Genomic DNA, 15172 nt, shown 5'->3' with positions numbered 1-15172 from the left:
TAGTGCGTAGACCATCTTCAACTGGTCCGGCGTCTTGTCGGCGATCAGGCGCTGCACCTCGTCCTCCTGGCTGGCGTCGAGCCGGCGATGCTCGCCGACCTTGCGGCCGCCCTCGGCGTCGTGCAGTCCCCCGGCACCCTTGGCCTCATGGCGCTTGCAGATGTCGAACACGCCTGTGCGGCTCAGGCCCGTGAGCGCTGCGATCTCGTCGTAGGTGTGCTTGGCCTGGCGCAGCCGGATGACCTGCGCGCGTCTCTCGTGCCGCGCCTCGCGCGACAGTGATCTCATGTCCGTTGCCTTCATCACAGCAAGATCATGACGCGTCAAGATTTCAAGAACATTACTGCCGGGTCAATAAAGTACTTGTATGGTCGCTGAGATTGCGGCCAGTACAGATGGAAAGTAGGTCATCATGAACGCCCGCAAGTTTTCAATCTTCACCGCGGTTGCCGTGACCCTGCTCGCGCCGGCCTTGTCCATGGCCGACACGCCGTGGGTTCCGGACAACACTGACCGGGGCTTCAGCTACCAGCCTGAGCATGGCAGCACGGCCGCTGGTGCTCAGGGCCGCAGTGCTGGCACAGCCGTTGCGCCGGGTGCGCTGCTGCGCGAAGGCACGTCGCAAAACACTGCCCCGTCCGCTGCAACCGGCAAGACGCGTGAGCAGGTTCGCAATGAGTACTTGAACATGTCGGCGGCCGAGAAGCAGCGCCTGCGGGAGCTCAATCGGAACTGAACTGCCTGCCGGTCGGGTTCAAGGCCCTCGCAGCGGCGCGCTGGTGTGACGCCGGGGAAGTTGACTGCGAAACTGGCCCGTACGATGAAGGTTCCGGGGCTGACCAACAGCCGGATTCTGCTCGGCCGCAACCGGTCGGACATGCTGGCCACCGGTATCAGGAACCTCTCGGCGTGAAGACGTTGGCCGAGGATCTTGTGGGCGAACAAGCTGAATTGAAGCTCACTGCCTTCGAAACCCGCTACGCCCGGCTGATCGACTTCGGCGCCAACACCTTTCACATGGTCAACTGGACCCGGGTCACCGCGACTGGTGCCGAGCTGCAGGGCCGCTACACGCCCTCGGCCGGTGTCTCCTTACAGGCCGCGTACACCCGGATCAGGCACCGCAGCGACGAGCCGCTGCGCGGCCTACCCCGACAGCGGGCCAGCCTGGGTTGGCCATGGCAGCCCGGCGACTCGCTGCGGATGGACGCCGACTCGGTGCATGTCGGCCGCACGGCGGACCTCTCCACCCCCACCGGCAAAGCTATGCTGCCCGGGCACGACCGTGTGGACGTGTCGCTGCAGCAGCGGCTGACACCACGCCTGACCAGTAGCGCGGCAAGCCTCTTCGTTTACGTGGAGGTCGAGAACGCGGGTTCGCGAAGCGAGCCTTTCAGTTTGGGCCTGTCTGGGATCGAACGGTCCGCGAAGCGTGGTCTGCCATGAGTCAAGTGCCATACGTCGCTCAACACCATGCATGCCATGTCGGGCATCGTTGCATCAGGAACTGGTTTTCCATACAGTTGCAGGCATGCAGCGGCTGCAAGCTTTCAGGTTTGAGCTGGTTCCTAACGGGCAGCAGCAGCGCGACCTGGGTCGCTTTGCCGGTGCCTGCCGCTTCGTCTTCAACCAGGCGCTGGCCCTGCAGCAGCGACGTCACGAGCAAGGCTTGAAGAAGCTGGGCTACGCCGAGCTGTGCCGGCAGCTCACGCTCTGGCGCCACAGCGCCGAGACGCCATGGTTGCAGCAGGCGCCGACGCACCCGCTGCAGCAGTCACTCAAGGACCTGGAGCGCGCGTACACGAACTTCTTTGCCGGCCGTGCGCGAGCACCGCGCTTCAGGAAGAAGGGCCGGCACGACAGCTTGCGCTATCCCGACCCCAAGCAGATCCGGTTGGACCCGGCGGGCAGCCGAGTGTTCCTGCCCAAGCTGGGCTGGCTGCGTTATCGCAATAGCCGCGAGGTACTGGGCGCAGTGAAGAACGCCACCGTCAGCCGCTTGGGCGAGCGCTGGTTCGTGTCGATCCAGACCGAGCGGGAGGTCGAGCGGCCCGTGGCCACGGGTGGTGCCGTAGGCATCGACATGGGCGTGGTGCGCTTTGCCACGCTGTCGGACGGCACCTGCCTGGCACCACTCAACAGCTTCCGGCGCCACGAGGTGGCGCTGCGCAAGGCGCAGCAGGCCTTGAGCCGCAAGGTCCGGCACAGCAGCAACTGGAAGAAGGCCAAGGCACGCGTACAGAAGATCCATGCCGCAATAGCCAACGTGCGGCGCGACTACCTGCACAAGGCCTCCACCACCATCAGCAAGAACCACGCTGTGGTGTGCATCGAGGACTTGTCGGTGAGGAACATGTCGGCGTCCGCGGCAGGTACCGTTGATGCGCCAGGGAGGAGCGTGCGCGCCAAGACGGGCTTGAACAAGGCCATCCTCGACCAGGGTTGGTACGAGTTCCGGCGCCAGCTGGAGTACAAGCTGCAGTGGAAGGGCGGCCGATGCATCGCCGTGCCGCCGCAGCACACCAGCCAGACCTGTCCCACGTGTGGGCACGTCAGCGCGGGCAATCGTACGGGGCAGGCCCGCTTCGCGTGTCTGGCCTGTGCCTACGAGGAAAACGCCGACGTGGTCGGTGCCATCAACATCCTTGCCCGGGGCATGCAGATGCTCAGGGACGAAGGGCTGGACGCGGCGCACGCTTGCGCCGGACCGCAAGGTCGCCCGGATCGCCTGCCAAGTGAACAGCAGAAGCTGTCAGCAACAGGAACCCGCTGAAGCGACTGCAGCGTGGCTCGATACCGCGCTGGAGCGCCGTAGGAATCCCCGCCCTTTCCGCTCTTTGAGCGGCGAGCGTCAGCGAGAGGTCGGGGAGGACGTCAAGCTCGAAGCTGCCATCTACACCGTCTTCGGTGAGCGGGCGGCGTCGTACATCGAGTTCGCGCAGCCGGGGCGACGCTCGTGCATTGAACTGCGCGCGCGGTTGTGATCGATCGGGCCGACAGTTATGGCGCACGACCCTAACGGGCATGGCACATCGCGGTAAAGACCTCGCATTCCTGGTGGCCGGCCTCGGCGGCGCCGTTGCCATCATCGGCCTGGCGCTGTTTCTCGGCTGGCGGAGCCGGCGTCGAAATCGCCACCCATTCCAGCCGCTGTCCCCAGGCGCGCATCGCAAGAAGTCCCATCTGTCCAAACAGGAACAGCGCAAACGTGCCGATGCCAGGAAGCGCCATTGACCGATACGCGCCCGGGGCTGACAGCAATCCTTGCAAGCATGGGATGGCCAGTCTTTCGGAACCCATGCCAGAGACAGTACTGGCGCGGGAAGCAGTCCACGAAGAAGGCAGTGGCCAGCACAACCATAACGGATGTGCTCATGCCGCGAGGATCGCGCGGTGATCGTCGCGCTGGCACATGAGCATTTGCATGTGCCCGAAGCTCGTTACACCAAGCGGCACGCGCTGCCACTGCAGCTCTTCAAGGCCAGGTCGCTCAAAAGTCGACGCGCACGCCGGCCTTCAAGCTGCGGCCACCCATGGGCGAGAGGCCGCGAACCGTCGGCGTCGATACCGCGTTGTAGGCCAGCCGGTCCGTCAGGTTGTCCAGCCGCAGGAAGGCCAGAGCTTGGCTGCTGCCCACCTTGAAGCGATAGCCGGTGCTCAGGTTCAGCAGGGTGTAGCCCGGCGTGGCGATGTCACCCACGGGCACACGGTCCTGGCGCCTGGCGTGCGCCACCTCCACTCGTGAGTTCCAGGCCGAGCGGCTCCAGTTCAAGCCCATCGTCACGCGCAGCGGTGCCATCCGCGCCAGCGGCGTGTCGTGGGTGCGGTCGTCGCCGCGCGCCATGTCCAGCTGGCCGTCTAGCTCCACCCGGTGGGCTCCGTCCAGCAGCCGCGTACGCGCCTCCAGCTCGAAGCCGTACAGGCGTGCCTTCACGCCCTCGAACGCGTAGACCGGTAGCTCGCCCTCGACTTCGCCGGTGGAGCGCAGCGTGATGTAGTTGCTGAAACGGCCGTAGTACGGGCTGAGCTTGACGCTGTGGGTGTTGTGCTTCCACTGCAGACCCAATTCCAGGTGCTGCCCGCGCTCCTTGCGCTGGGTTACATCGCCGCGCTCGAAGGCGGCCGTGGCCACATGCTCGCCATTGGCGTAGAGCTCGTAGTAGGTCGGCGCGCGCTCGCTGTGGCTCACGCTGGCGCTGAGCTGCCAGGGTCCGCCCAGCCGCCACAGGCCGCCCAGCGAGGCGCTGCCCAGCGTGAAGCTGCGCTCGGTCGGGTCGCCAAAGCGGCCGTCGGCGCCACCGCCGGCCGAATTCACCCGCGTGTGCTCCACACGGGCGCCCGCCGTGAGCTTGCCTGCCGACAGCACTAGCTCCTCCACCAGGAACAGTGCATCGCTGTGCGTGCTGGTCTCGGGCACGAACGCCTCGTCGCCCAGCGCGGAAGCATCGACGCGCTCGCCCTGGATCCCCAGGACGCCACGCCAGGCGCCCAGCGGCCGGTGCTCGGCCTCGATGCGCCAATCCGTGCCACGGTTCTCGAACCGGGTCCCCACGGCGCTGTCCTCCAGTTCCTCGTGCTCGTAGCGCGTGTGGCCGAGGTTGGCGCGCACCGTCGAGAACGCGCCCACGGGCGCCTTCCACTCCCCGGCCAGCGCATAGCGGTCGCGCTTCATGCGGATCTGCACTGCCTCGTCCACCACCACGCCGTAGTCGTTGCCGTAGTGGTCGAAGGCCGCGCCGATGTAGCTGCCATTGTCGAAGGTGAGGCTGGTGCCAAGGGCTGCGCCCTTGGCCTGGCTGGCCGAGTTCCTCACGCGCCGCGTGGGCTCCCCGGGCTCGGACCCCGGCGCCCCGACGGGCGCGAAGCGCGGCGTGCGCAGGTCGTCGGTGTCGCGCTTGAATGCGTCGGCATGCGCCGCGATGCGCCCGTTGCCGGACTCGACCATCGCGCTGGCGGACTTCTCGCGCGCGGCCCCCCCGGCGCGCAGCTCCGCCGCGCCGGACGTGCCGCTCACGCTCTCGCGCGGGATGCGGTTGTCGATGAGGTTGACCACGCCACCAATGGCCGCACCGCCATAGAGCAGCGCAGCCGGCCCGCGCAGCACCTCGATGCGCTCCACCGCCAGCGGGTCCATTGCCACGGCGTGGTCGTTGCTCAGGCTGGAGGCGTCCACCGTGGCGGAGGAATTGTTGAGGATGCGGACGCGGTCGCCATCCAGCCCGCGAATAACGGGGCGGCCCGAGTTCGGTCCGAAGCCGGTGTTGGCCACGCCGGGCAGGCCCTGGAGCGTTTCGCCAAGGGTGCTGCCTCGGCGCTGGAGCAGCCTTTCGCCGGCCAGGGTGTTGACGGTGGGCACGACGTCGGTCGAGCCCAGCGGGTTGCCGGTGACGACGACCTGCTCCATCGCAGCGGGATTGGCTGCGGTACCGACCGGCTGGGCCGATGCGAGTTGCCACAAGAGACCCAGTGCCGCGGCACCGGTGATGCGAAGAACATGGCTCGCGCTGTCTGCGCGCGCAGGAGAGAAGGACATGGCTGATTCCGGCAAAGCGATGCAGCACCGCCGACGCGCGTGCGGGGTGCGTCAGCGGTGCAGGAAAAGGGCAAGCGAAAGGCGGGAATCAGCCCAGGGGCGGGGCGCGAGCACGGTAGGCGAGAGTCGGCCCCGGCGTTGACGACAAGCCCGAGCCCGCCAGAGGGACGATGCATGGCGAATCGTCACCAACGCCAGACAGCGCCGCGTACACCATGTCGCCGCTGTACGCATGGTCATACAGACGGCATTCCTTGCCGTCGGCATGCTTGCCCACCAGCCGCAGCAGCACGTCGGCAAGCGACGACGACTGCGCCATGCCTTGCGATGCCTTGCCATCGGCCTGAGCCAAGGCGTGAGCACCAGATGCCATCTGGCTGATGCCCAGGCCGTGGACGTAGCGGTGGGCAAGACCGAGCCACTGCGCAAAAAGCAAGGCGAACACCAGCACTGCGGCCAGCGCGGGGCGTCGGGCAAGCAGGGCTGGTGTTGTGAAGCCGGTCATCGGGGGGCCAGCAAGCAGCATGAGGCGCTTGGGTACGGCGCGGGATTGTGCCCTACCGGACTTCTTGGGTAGCCCGCACGCCTGGTGCGCTGGCGCTCAGGTGAGAATCTGCCTTCTCGTCTGGTCAGGCCGGCATCGCCCACAGATGATCCGGCCAGATGGAAGGCGACTTGGAAAGAATCACCATGCGGTTGAAGCTCATTGGCATCCCGGTCGTTGCCGCGGCATTGGCTGGGGCAGGTGTGGCAGTACAAGCCGCCGATCCCTTGCCTGTCACACCTGTGAAGCCGCCGGCTGCGACAACGGCTACGTTCAAGGGCACCGGACAGATCGTCGACTTCGTCGCCGAGGAACGGCTGATCACGGTGGCTCACGATGACATGCCCAGCCTGGGCATGCCCGCGATGACGATGGATTTCCCGGTGGCCGCCTCGGTGGATGCAGCGGCCATCACGCCGGGACAGACCGTGAGCTTCGTGCTGACATTGATCGACGGGATACTGACCGTCACCGAGATCCGGCCGGCTGCCGGACCTCGTGGTGGTGCCAGCCAATAGCACGGAGCGAGTCAAGCGCCCAATGTCCGGCTGACGAGATGCCAGCTGCCACCGATGAGCGCCACGGAGACAACGCCCGCGACGAGCGCGATGCCGAGTCCGCCGGCAATGGCCAGGCCATCCCTCTGGGCCAGCCCCATTGCGAGGGCGAGGATTGCGAGCCCCGGGAGCGTGTTGCCAAAGGGTATCGGGAGCGCGATCAGCACCGCCATGATCAGCACGACGAGGCCGAGCCCGCGCACCGCCTGGGGAGCGGCCAGGCTCACGGCCTTTGCCTTCAGCCGCCCCTCTATCCGCTCAAGGTGCGGGGCGAAGCGCTCGACCATCCGCTCAAGCCGCTCACGGCCGACGCGCAGCCGCGCGAAGCCCGGCGGCAGCCTGAGGTGGCTGCGGCCCAGAGTCATCTGCAGGCCGATGAAGGCGAGGGCAGAGCCGAAAATGGCGCCCGCAGGAATGCCGGGCGACGGCACGATCGCGGGAATGGAGAACACCAGCAGGATCAGTGCCGCAGCGCGGTCGCCCAAGGCCAGCAGCACGTCCCCGAGCCTGCATTGATCGTTCAGGCGTGCCGGCAGGGCGCGCAGTGTCTGCGAAAGGTTCGTCTCGGGATCGAAGTTCATCTGTGCGGCGTTGCGTGTGGGGGGAGATGGTCCTCCAGGACGGCACTTCGTCCTGACGGCCTTGAGACAAGCCGGTGCGCCCGCAGTTCCATGACCAGCGAGCGTGCCTGCGATCGCCGTGATCTTCCCGCTGGCTGAAGGAGCGCAGTGCGCCGCGCCGCAGATTGGAGGGCTCCATCCATAACCCGCACCGTCCAATGGATTTGCACGGTCCGTCCTTGACCTTGACGCCGTGGCAAGGTTGAGAGTTCGCAACACGGAACCAACGGGTTCCCGCAACCCAGACGCACCATCCAAACGAACCTCATTGGTGGAAGTCGCGGGCTGGGCGTTGCAGGTATGCCGGTGCATGGCAGCACCGACATCTTCCATCCGCTCCCTACCGTTGAAGGCACTCCATGAAGCGCATCCTCTCTACCCTCACGATCGCCCTGGCGATGAGCGTTCCTGCCCTGGCCCAGGCCGGTGGGCCAGCCGACATGGCTGATGGCGAAGTCCGCAAGGTCGACAAGGACGAGGCCAAGGTCACGCTCAGGCACGGCGAGATCAGGAGCCTCGACATGCCCCCGATGACGATGGTCTTCACCGCCAAGGACAAGGCCCTGCTCGACAAGGTCAAGGCCGGCGACAAGGTGAAGTTCAAGGCGGCCAACGAGGGCGGGAAGCTGATCGTCACCGACATCGACGTTGCCCAGTAAACCCAGACGCTGCCGCCTGTCGATGGCGGCCTGGTTTGCTTGCAGCCGAGCCCGCCGCGGCGGCATCGGCGACACCTGCTCCAAGCAGCCTCGGGTCCCGGGCCGCCACGCGATGGCAGCCCACGGGGCAGCCCACGGGGCAGCATGCGTGGCAAACATTGGCTGTGCGTTGAGGCACGATAGAGAAAGGCTGCGGATTCCCTTGGAGGAAGCGCCATGACCGCAAGAAAACTTCTCCTGGCCGTGCTTTCCGCGCTGGCGCTGCTGGTGCTCGCCGTGCTCGCGAACACGTATCGCAAGGGCAGCAGGCAGCTCGATGTTGAGCCGCTCGCGCATGTCAAGGTCGATGGCATGGCCGCGGCTCAGCGGCTGGCCGGCGCGGTGCGCCTGCGCACCATTTCCTACGATGACCAACCGGACGGCGCCGCGGAGGAATTCCTCAAGTTCCATGCCTACCTGCAGGCCGCCTTTCCGCGGACCCACCAGACGCTCAGGCGCGAGGTCGTGGGCGGCTACAGCCTCCTCTACACCTGGCAGGGCTCGGACCCTGGGGCCAAGCCCATCATGCTCATGGCCCACCAGGACGTGGTGCCGATCGCTGAAGGGACGGAAAAGGACTGGGCGGTCGATCCCTTCGCCGGGACCGTCAAGGACGGCTTCATCTGGGGCCGCGGCTCGTGGGACGACAAGGGCAACCTGCTTTCCATGCTGGAGGCGATCGAGTCACTGCTGGCGCAGGGTTTCCAACCGAAGCAGACGATCTATGTCGTCGCTGGCCACGACGAGGAAGTCGGTGGTGAGCGCGGTGCCAGGAAGATCGCCGAACTGCTGGCCTCGCGATCCGTGCGGCTCGACTTCGTGATGGACGAGGGCACGCTCATCACGGACGGCATCATCAAGGGGCTCGACAAGCCCGTGGCCCTCATCGGCGTGGCCGAGAAAGGCATCCTGACCCTGTCCGTGTCGGCGCACGACGAGCCGGGGCACGCCTCCATGCCGCCGCGCGACACGGCCATCGGCATGCTCAGCGCCGCCCTCACCCGGCTGGAGCAAGACCAGATGCCCGCCGCCATCGGCGGGGTTGCGGCGGAGATGTTCGACACCCTGGCGCCCGAGATGCAGGGCGTCAACCGCGTGCTGCTGTCGAACCTGTGGCTGTTCGGCCCGCTGGTGAGGAAGGAACTGGAGAAAAGCCGCAGCTCCAACGCCTTCACCCGGACCACGACCGCGCTGACGGTGGTGCGCTCGGGCAACAAGGTCAACGTCGTCCCCGCGCACGCCGAGGCCTACGTCAACTTCCGGCTGCTGCCTGGCGACAGCCAGGAGGAAGTGATCCGGCACGCACAAGACGTGGTTGCCAATGCGGCTATCGAGCTGCGCCGCACGGGACCGTCGTCCGAGGCGTCGCCCATTTCCGGTACGGACGCATCTTCGTACCGGCTCATGAGCCGCACCATCCGCGAGATCTTTCCCGGCACGGTGGTCGCGCCGGGCCTGATGGTGGCCGCCACCGATTCCCGCCACATGCTGCCGCTGGCCGACCACGTCTACCGGTTCTCCCCGGTGCGCGCCACCGAGCGGGACCTGTCCCGCTTCCACGGGACCAATGAGCGGCTCTCGATCGAAAACTACACGCAGATGATCGCCTTCTATCAGCGCTTCATCTCGTCAGCCGGGCAGTCTGCGCAGCCTTGAACTGTCACTGCACCTCGGATCGTGTTGGCCAAAGTGCTCCTCGGCAAGTGCACTCGGCCGCACTGCCTGTGGCAACCGGCGTCGCAAGCTCGCGAAAGTCCATCTGCGACGCGCGAGCATCGCCACGCCGAACCCTCGCCGCTCTCTCAACGTTCCTAAGGCGATGACGTTGCCACGATGTCATCGTGTTCTTCCAGCACAGTCAGGCACAGAACAGCGACTACAACCAGGTTCGACTGCGATTCGACAGAGGTGCGAGGGGTTGGCCGCTTGGCGCGCAGCTCGGCCATGTCGGCTCGGTACACCAGTCGCTCCTTCCGACGCAGTACCATGACTCGGTGTTCATCCCGACTGGAGGACCATGGACCATTACCGCGACATCGACACCGAAACGACGATTTCCAACGATGGGCTGAGGTATACGGCCAAGATACCCGGTTCAGAATTTGGTCCAATGATGCTGGGCGGCTGCTCTACCAGGATGTCGTGCTTCAGGTGCGGTCGCCACAAGCCTGTCGCGGATCTGGTGAGCAGGAAAATACTGGGGCGCAACCAGAAGGTGTGTGCCGGAAACTGTCAGAGAAAGGCCTGAACACTCAGCAGCTCACGTTCGCCAGGAGTGACCTCGGTCCCTGTTCGACTATCTGGGCTGCGTTGGGTCAGAGGTGCACTGGGCATCTCGCACACGGAAAACAGAAGGCCCAGACCGGTCAGTCGCTGAGGTGCTTGCGCGGCGGCTCATGGGCTCCCCGTGGCGGCCTGGCGCGACAGGTCCCGGGTCTGCCCGCCGTAGCGCTCCTACTGCGGCGTGCCACCAAGTTTGGCTTTGGCACGCTCCTCAATGTCACGCACCTGCTGTACCAGTTCTGGTGGTACCCAGACCTCCACGCGCACCCAGCTTACGGGCACGCCATTCGCGGCGGCACGTACCGAGTTGAGGATGCCATTCAAGCGCTGTTTGGACATGTTGCACTGCTGCGCCACCTCGATGGGCGGTATTCCATCGACCAGCACTTTCCGTGCAGCTGCCGCGTTATCCGGCGTCATTTTGACAAGCCGCTCTCTGACGACATCGAACTCCTCGGCGGTCATTGATGCCTTTGCCATCGCCACGTCTTCCTTTGCTGCATCACGGCCTTCAAGCGTAGCTTCTTGGCCGGCGCATCGCGTCCCCCACCGCCGCCAGCAGGTCCTGCAGCGCCACCCGCAGCGCCTGGTGCTGAGCACGAAGCGTCGCGGACTCCTGGCGACCCTGCAACGCCTTGCACTGCCGCTCGAACAGGCCCTCCCCCTCTTGAACAGCAGTCTTGCTCATGCGTTCATCCTCAGGTCGTCGGTAGCGAGGCCCGCGACCTGGCCATGCAGTGCAGCCGCCGGCAGCCCGACCGGCTGTCCGCGGCCAGCCGTGTCCGTGCCATTCGCCGGCGTGGCGAGGAAGCAGGCGGTCGTGGCGCCGATGCGGCCCACGGTGAGACCGACAGGCTGGCCGTTGATCGTCCATACCGTTTCGTCGTGCCGTGCGTCGTAGCGGAAGGCGAGGCCTGCGCCGAGCCCGAAGCCGGCCCGCTGCAGCGCCTGCCGGAATTCCTCGTGCGACACGCGGCGGGCAAGTGGGGCGTGAGTGTCCATGGCTGGTGTGCAGTACCTGATCATGCAAGCGGGTGAGCGCGGGCGACGACACGCAGCGCGCGATCCCGCCATCCGCCCGGCCGGGTGAACTCGTGGACGCTGCATTGAGTCCAGCGCCGCGGCCACGTGGCGAGCGTCGATGCCGCGCACGGCGGCCAGGAAGCGCTGCGCGTGGTCATTTGAAAGGCTGAGGATCACGTCTGCTCCTTCGCCGCATTGGTGAGCGCAAACGCAGGCACCAGCGGCAGATCCCGCGCGATGAAGGAATCAGGCTCGTCGGGCAGTGGATAGCACACTGGGCAGACCCCGCGGCTGGAGCGCTCCACGGCCACGGCAGCGAGCAGGGCCGCCGTGCGCCCGGGCTGCTCGCACTCGAAGGCCCTGCAACCCATGGCCGCCGGCAGCAGCGTGCCGCCGCGGCGCTGCCAGTGCTGGCAACGGCAGCACTGGCCTGTGGCACCTGGGAGACTGCTGGCCATGGCGGTCAGACAGCAGGCGCACCAGAGAACTCGCGCGGGTAGTGCTGCGCGGCGTGGGCAGCCCATGCATCCCAGGTGTCCCACCAGCAAGGGAAGCAGCCGTCGCGGCGCTGCGCGCTCACGCGTTCGATCTTGACAAGCCACGCCAATGCGCCGCAGTCCAGTTGATCGCGCCACGAGAACCGCATCCCGAGGCGTCCGGACTGGTCAAGATACCGGGTCACGCTGCCGGCCGGGATGATGTGCGGTGCATCCAGACAGCCAGCGGCCATTTCGCGCCGCTCGCTGCGCGGGATGTCGCTGCGCATGGCGTCAACCAGGTTGGTCATGCGGTCGCGGCCCTTGGTGTGTTGCAGCATCGGCTCCGTGGTGTTGCCCAGGGGGATCAGGCCGGGCGCGTAGCCGACGCCGGGGACGATGGGGTCGTAAGGCATGATGGGACTCCTTCAGGCGGCGCGCTTGGGCGCCGTGCAGCAGTTGGCCGGGTCGTCAGGTTGGCAATGCGCTGCAGGTCGTGGCGCAGCTCCAGCACGGTGCGAGGGGTCGGCGACCCGGCGCGCGGCCGGGCCGGTTGGTCAGGCGACTCAGGCAGGCTCTATCGCGCCAGCCTTGACCGCGATCTCGCGCACCGCGTCCCAGGCCTTGAGCTTCAGACCCTCACCAGCACCGAACCACGCTGAAGTCATGCGCGTGTCGTCGCTGCGCCCGCGCTCGTGGTCCACGTAGTCCGTGACCGCGTTGAGCAGTGCCCAGGCACTCTTGGTGCCGCAAAGGTCGGCGCCGATCTGCGCGCCGCCAAAAAGGTCCATCAGCCGCTTGTAGCTGCGGCTGGCGCGCACGTCAGGCTGCGGCCTGCCTTTGGGCGTGGCCTGGACCGACAGCAGCAGGTCCGCCATGAACTTGTCGGCCTGCGCCTGCGTCACGTCCACCTGCGCCAGCAGCCGCGCCTGCACCAACCAGCGATCCCACGCGGTGAGCACGATGCCAAGTTGCTGGCGCACGGCGCCCGCGTCGAACTTCTTCATGTGCGGCACGCGCACGCACTGCACGACCGCGCCCTCGGTGGTGTCCTGCTCGGTTTGCCCACCCGTGACGTTCAACCCCGTGCCGGCCGCCATCGTCAGCGTGTTGTGGCACACGACCCGGATGGCGGTGAACTTGGCGGTGGTCGCCATGGTGCCGTCGTAGCTCGTTGCCAGCAGCAGGTAAGGACGCACCGTGTCCTGGCCGACAACCGGGGCGCCGTCGTTGACCTTCGCCAGCCCCCACACCCGCTTGCCGTCCGAGAGGGCGCCGGCGGTTTCCAGCACGAACCCGCCGGCTTGCGCGAGCTTGCCGAAAAAGTCCAGGACCTCGCCCGGCTGAACGACGTAGTACCCGTTACTTACGACGCTCAGGGCGCTGCCCGAGTCCGAGCGATAGAGCACGTCCCGGCCTTCCATCGCCTCGATGCGGTCGGCGGCGCCGGCATCGGCACGCTGGAACAGGACCGGCGTGCGCTGGACCGTGTACGCGAGCCCGGCTTCACGGCGCCATGTTTCGAGGTCGGCTCCATCCGTCAGGCGCTGCCCCAGCTTGTGCCAGGGAGCCTCACCGACATAGGCGATGGCGGCTTGGCCGGTGGTCATGTCGAGCATGTGTGCCATGGCTATCTCCAGTGCTGAAAGAAGAACTTGGGGAGGAATCAACCGCAGTTCCTGCACGTTGACTCCATGACATTTATTATAGTTCATGGAACCAATTACAAGAACCAAAAATGTCAGCTGACGTCTAAAGTGTAAGGACTCATTGACTTCCATTTATATACCAAGAAGCACGCGCTATATTTGATCCAAGGCCAGCGACAAAGCAAAGGCTTGCGCGCCGGGCGCTCTCCCGGCTCAATCCGCATCCTTTTTTGCCGGGGCAGCTCCCCGGTCTTTTTTGGAGCAGTACATGGACCTTTCTGAACAAACTCAGATTGCCGAAGCGACCAAGCGGGTGCAGGGCCGGGAAATAACCGTACCGCTGAAGGATTTGTACCGCGACCCTCTTAATGTTCGCAAAAAGATCCCGGCGCGCAGCGTTGAAGAACTGGCGGCGCTGATCCACTCCCAAAACCTGCTGCAAAACCTCATCGTACGCCCTGAGCTGGCGGGTAAGAAGGCCCCCAAGCCCACTGGGCGCTACGGGGTCGTGGCTGGTGGGCGCCGCCTGGAAGCCCTGAACTTGCTGTTTACCCAGGGCAAGGTGCCGGCTGATTTCCCGGTGCGCTGCCTGGAAGTTTCCCAGGAGGATGCGCTGTCGGTTTCGACGGCCGAAAACTGCGCCCGCGAACCGCTCCATGGATCAGATTTATTCGACGCCTTCGCCTCCATGCTTGAACAGGGCAAGACTGTTTCGCAAATTGCAGACGCCTGGGGCATCAGCCCACTCACCGTAGAGCGCCGGCTGAAACTCGCCAAGATCAGCCCGAAGCTCATGGCACTGTACCGGGACGAAAAAATTGAACTGGAACAGTTGATGGCGCTGACGCTTACTGAAGATCACAGCGTCCAGGAATTCTGAATACTACTGATTGTTAGTTGCCGCCAACTCCTTGATTACACGAGCAATTTCGAGGCTCACAATTTTCGTCTTTGGGCTACCAGCCGTTCTACTGCACGAATTTGCCTGTTCTTAGCATCTCACCGCGTTTTGCAACCTGAGAACGCCACCCCGATCTGCCTGGCGCGGCGTTGGTCGTCGGCGTGCAGGTACAGCGACGTGGTGGACACCGACGCGTGGCGCAGGTTGTCGCGCACCGTGGTCAGGTCAGCGCCGGATTCGAGAGCATGCGAGGCATGGCTGTGCCTCAGCCAGTGCGGGGAGGCCCGGCCCAGCTTCTCGGCCAGCGCCGGATTGACATCGGCGAGCACCGCGGCCGCCGTCGCAAAGAAACGCTTCATTGCTGCCCACAGCCGCCTGGCGGTGATGCCGGCTTCGCCGTCGAGGCTGCCCAGCAGCGGCGTGCGCGGGTCCCACTTCGCCGGGCTCACCGGCAGTCGGCGCTGCACCAGGTAATCCTCCAGCGCGCCGCGCGTGATGAGGGGCAGCACCACCTTGCCGGCCTTGCTGCCCTTGCCAACCACATGCAGCCAGGCATCGCCGCCAGCGTCGACCTCGATATTGCCCAGCGTAGCGCCCACCAGCTCGCTGGCGCGCAGCCCGGTGCCGAACCCGAAGTCCAGCACGAAGCGCATGCGCTGCGCCGCGCGCGGCTCCCATCCATACGACCATTCGAGCCCGTCGGCGACCGTGCGGACCAAGCCCCACTCGGCGCCGGAAAGTCCCCGCGTGGTGTCCAGCCCGGCGGCTCGCGTGCCGCGCACGCGGACGCCGGAGAAAGGGTTGGCCAGCACGTAGCGCTTGTCGATGAGCCAGCGGAACATCGCGCTGAGCACCGACAGCGCGTAGGCCGTGGAGCGCGGCGAGAGA

The 15172-nt window shown here is 66.0% G+C and carries 19 protein-coding genes; 8 read left to right on the top strand and 11 right to left on the bottom strand.

Annotation, left to right across the window (positions count from 1 at the left end):
* The coding region (locus ALA01S_RS27745) for a helix-turn-helix domain-containing protein (RefSeq protein ID WP_157119329.1) at positions 1 to 303 on the bottom strand (303 nt) is incomplete at its 3' end.
* A 109-nt stretch (positions 304 to 412) separates the two neighbouring features.
* Between ALA01S_RS27745 and ALA01S_RS34340 the strand changes: the two genes are divergently transcribed.
* The 4 genes from ALA01S_RS34340 to ALA01S_RS33625 all read left to right on the top strand — a co-directional run bounded on the left by ALA01S_RS34340 (position 413) and on the right by ALA01S_RS33625 (position 3234).
* On the top strand, positions 413 to 736 hold the full coding sequence (locus ALA01S_RS34340; RefSeq protein WP_066342508.1) for a hypothetical protein: 324 nt from the start codon (positions 413 to 415) through the stop codon (positions 734 to 736).
* A 173-nt stretch (positions 737 to 909) separates the two neighbouring features.
* Entirely contained in the window at positions 910 to 1446 is a 537-nt protein-coding gene (locus ALA01S_RS27735) for a TonB-dependent receptor domain-containing protein (RefSeq protein WP_066342507.1), read from the top strand.
* 85 nt (positions 1447 to 1531) lie between these two features.
* Positions 1532 to 2773 carry an RNA-guided endonuclease InsQ/TnpB family protein gene (locus ALA01S_RS27730; protein WP_157119327.1) on the top strand — a complete coding sequence of 414 codons (1242 nt, stop codon included), beginning with the start codon at positions 1532 to 1534 and terminating at the stop codon, positions 2771 to 2773.
* A gap of 251 nt (positions 2774 to 3024) precedes the next feature.
* Positions 3025 to 3234 (top strand): hypothetical protein, encoded by a 210-nt coding sequence (locus ALA01S_RS33625; protein WP_157119326.1) that lies wholly within the window; start codon positions 3025 to 3027, stop codon positions 3232 to 3234.
* A gap of 256 nt (positions 3235 to 3490) precedes the next feature.
* On the opposite strand, the gene ALA01S_RS27720 is transcribed toward ALA01S_RS33625, so the two are convergent.
* Together ALA01S_RS27720 and ALA01S_RS27715 are read right to left on the bottom strand one after the other, a co-directional pair.
* The gene (locus ALA01S_RS27720; RefSeq protein ID WP_084268011.1) at positions 3491 to 5533 is read right to left on the bottom strand and encodes a TonB-dependent receptor; all 2043 of its coding nucleotides are present in this window, start codon (positions 5531 to 5533) and stop codon (positions 3491 to 3493) included.
* 88 nt (positions 5534 to 5621) lie between these two features.
* The gene (locus ALA01S_RS27715) at positions 5622 to 6059 is read right to left on the bottom strand and encodes a hypothetical protein (protein ID WP_157119325.1); all 438 of its coding nucleotides are present in this window, start codon (positions 6057 to 6059) and stop codon (positions 5622 to 5624) included.
* Between the two features lie 164 nt (positions 6060 to 6223).
* Here ALA01S_RS27715 and ALA01S_RS27710 point away from each other — a divergent pair, with 164 nt between their 5' ends.
* A complete protein-coding gene (locus ALA01S_RS27710; protein ID WP_066342503.1) occupies positions 6224 to 6595 on the top strand; it encodes a copper-binding protein in 372 nt (123 codons plus the stop codon).
* Between the two features lie 11 nt (positions 6596 to 6606).
* On the opposite strand, the gene ALA01S_RS34135 is transcribed toward ALA01S_RS27710, so the two are convergent.
* Positions 6607 to 7215, bottom strand: a complete 609-nt coding sequence (locus tag ALA01S_RS34135; RefSeq protein WP_066342502.1) for an exopolysaccharide biosynthesis protein — start codon at positions 7213 to 7215, stop codon at positions 6607 to 6609.
* 398 nt (positions 7216 to 7613) lie between these two features.
* Between ALA01S_RS34135 and ALA01S_RS27700 the strand changes: the two genes are divergently transcribed.
* Positions 7614 to 7913: a copper-binding protein gene (locus ALA01S_RS27700; protein ID WP_066342501.1), complete on the top strand. Its 300-nt coding sequence runs from the start codon at positions 7614 to 7616 to the stop codon at positions 7911 to 7913.
* Between the two features lie 216 nt (positions 7914 to 8129).
* Entirely contained in the window at positions 8130 to 9608 is a 1479-nt protein-coding gene (locus ALA01S_RS27695) for a M20 family peptidase (RefSeq protein ID WP_066342500.1), read from the top strand.
* A gap of 798 nt (positions 9609 to 10406) precedes the next feature.
* Here ALA01S_RS27695 and ALA01S_RS32330 read toward each other — a convergent pair.
* The 6 genes from ALA01S_RS32330 to ALA01S_RS27670 form a co-directional block, all read right to left on the bottom strand.
* Positions 10407 to 10715: a TrfB-related DNA-binding protein gene (locus ALA01S_RS32330; RefSeq protein WP_084268007.1), complete on the bottom strand. Its 309-nt coding sequence runs from the start codon at positions 10713 to 10715 to the stop codon at positions 10407 to 10409.
* A gap of 31 nt (positions 10716 to 10746) precedes the next feature.
* Positions 10747 to 10923, bottom strand: coding sequence for a hypothetical protein (locus ALA01S_RS33620; RefSeq protein ID WP_157119323.1), 177 nt, complete (start codon positions 10921 to 10923; stop codon positions 10747 to 10749).
* On the bottom strand, positions 10920 to 11435 hold the full coding sequence (locus tag ALA01S_RS33615) for a hypothetical protein (RefSeq protein WP_157119322.1): 516 nt from the start codon (positions 11433 to 11435) through the stop codon (positions 10920 to 10922). The genes ALA01S_RS33620 and ALA01S_RS33615 overlap by 4 nt, the downstream gene beginning before the upstream one ends.
* Complete coding sequence (locus ALA01S_RS27680) at positions 11432 to 11716, bottom strand: hypothetical protein (RefSeq protein ID WP_157119321.1); 285 nt, start codon at positions 11714 to 11716, stop codon at positions 11432 to 11434. The genes ALA01S_RS33615 and ALA01S_RS27680 overlap by 4 nt, the downstream gene beginning before the upstream one ends.
* 5 nt (positions 11717 to 11721) lie before the next feature.
* Positions 11722 to 12150, bottom strand: coding sequence for a hypothetical protein (locus tag ALA01S_RS27675; protein WP_066342496.1), 429 nt, complete (start codon positions 12148 to 12150; stop codon positions 11722 to 11724).
* 150 nt (positions 12151 to 12300) lie between these two features.
* The gene (locus ALA01S_RS27670) at positions 12301 to 13362 is read right to left on the bottom strand and encodes a DUF932 domain-containing protein (RefSeq protein ID WP_066342495.1); all 1062 of its coding nucleotides are present in this window, start codon (positions 13360 to 13362) and stop codon (positions 12301 to 12303) included.
* A gap of 289 nt (positions 13363 to 13651) precedes the next feature.
* Here ALA01S_RS27670 and ALA01S_RS27665 point away from each other — a divergent pair, with 289 nt between their 5' ends.
* Complete coding sequence (locus ALA01S_RS27665; RefSeq protein ID WP_066342494.1) at positions 13652 to 14263, top strand: ParB/RepB/Spo0J family partition protein; 612 nt, start codon at positions 13652 to 13654, stop codon at positions 14261 to 14263.
* Between the two features lie 119 nt (positions 14264 to 14382).
* Here ALA01S_RS27665 and ALA01S_RS27660 read toward each other — a convergent pair.
* On the bottom strand, positions 14383 to 15172 hold a 790-nt coding region (locus tag ALA01S_RS27660), incomplete at its 5' end, for a tyrosine-type recombinase/integrase (RefSeq protein ID WP_157119320.1).

This window comes from Azohydromonas lata NBRC 102462, assembly GCF_001571085.1.
In the GTDB taxonomy this organism is placed as follows: Bacteria; Pseudomonadota; Gammaproteobacteria; order Burkholderiales; family Burkholderiaceae_C; genus Azohydromonas; species Azohydromonas lata.
This window is presented reverse-complemented; position numbering and strand designations above follow the sequence as displayed.

Coding starts and splice junctions, on each gene's coding strand:
- ALA01S_RS34340 (WP_066342508.1), top strand. CDS start 413: ATGAACGCCCGCAAGTTTTCAATCTTCACCGCGGTTGCCGTGACCCTG.
- ALA01S_RS27730 (WP_157119327.1), top strand. CDS start 1,532: ATGCAGCGGCTGCAAGCTTTCAGGTTTGAGCTGGTTCCTAACGGGCAG.
- ALA01S_RS33625 (WP_157119326.1), top strand. CDS start 3,025: ATGGCACATCGCGGTAAAGACCTCGCATTCCTGGTGGCCGGCCTCGGC.
- ALA01S_RS27720 (WP_084268011.1), bottom strand. CDS start 5,533: ATGTCCTTCTCTCCTGCGCGCGCAGACAGCGCGAGCCATGTTCTTCGC.
- ALA01S_RS27715 (WP_157119325.1), bottom strand. CDS start 6,059: ATGCTGCTTGCTGGCCCCCCGATGACCGGCTTCACAACACCAGCCCTG.
- ALA01S_RS27710 (WP_066342503.1), top strand. CDS start 6,224: ATGCGGTTGAAGCTCATTGGCATCCCGGTCGTTGCCGCGGCATTGGCT.
- ALA01S_RS34135 (WP_066342502.1), bottom strand. CDS start 7,215: ATGAACTTCGATCCCGAGACGAACCTTTCGCAGACACTGCGCGCCCTG.
- ALA01S_RS27700 (WP_066342501.1), top strand. CDS start 7,614: ATGAAGCGCATCCTCTCTACCCTCACGATCGCCCTGGCGATGAGCGTT.
- ALA01S_RS27695 (WP_066342500.1), top strand. CDS start 8,130: ATGACCGCAAGAAAACTTCTCCTGGCCGTGCTTTCCGCGCTGGCGCTG.
- ALA01S_RS32330 (WP_084268007.1), bottom strand. CDS start 10,715: ATGGCAAAGGCATCAATGACCGCCGAGGAGTTCGATGTCGTCAGAGAG.
- ALA01S_RS33620 (WP_157119323.1), bottom strand. CDS start 10,923: ATGAGCAAGACTGCTGTTCAAGAGGGGGAGGGCCTGTTCGAGCGGCAG.
- ALA01S_RS27680 (WP_157119321.1), bottom strand. CDS start 11,716: ATGGCCAGCAGTCTCCCAGGTGCCACAGGCCAGTGCTGCCGTTGCCAG.
- ALA01S_RS27675 (WP_066342496.1), bottom strand. CDS start 12,150: ATGCCTTACGACCCCATCGTCCCCGGCGTCGGCTACGCGCCCGGCCTG.
- ALA01S_RS27670 (WP_066342495.1), bottom strand. CDS start 13,362: ATGGCACACATGCTCGACATGACCACCGGCCAAGCCGCCATCGCCTAT.
- ALA01S_RS27665 (WP_066342494.1), top strand. CDS start 13,652: ATGGACCTTTCTGAACAAACTCAGATTGCCGAAGCGACCAAGCGGGTG.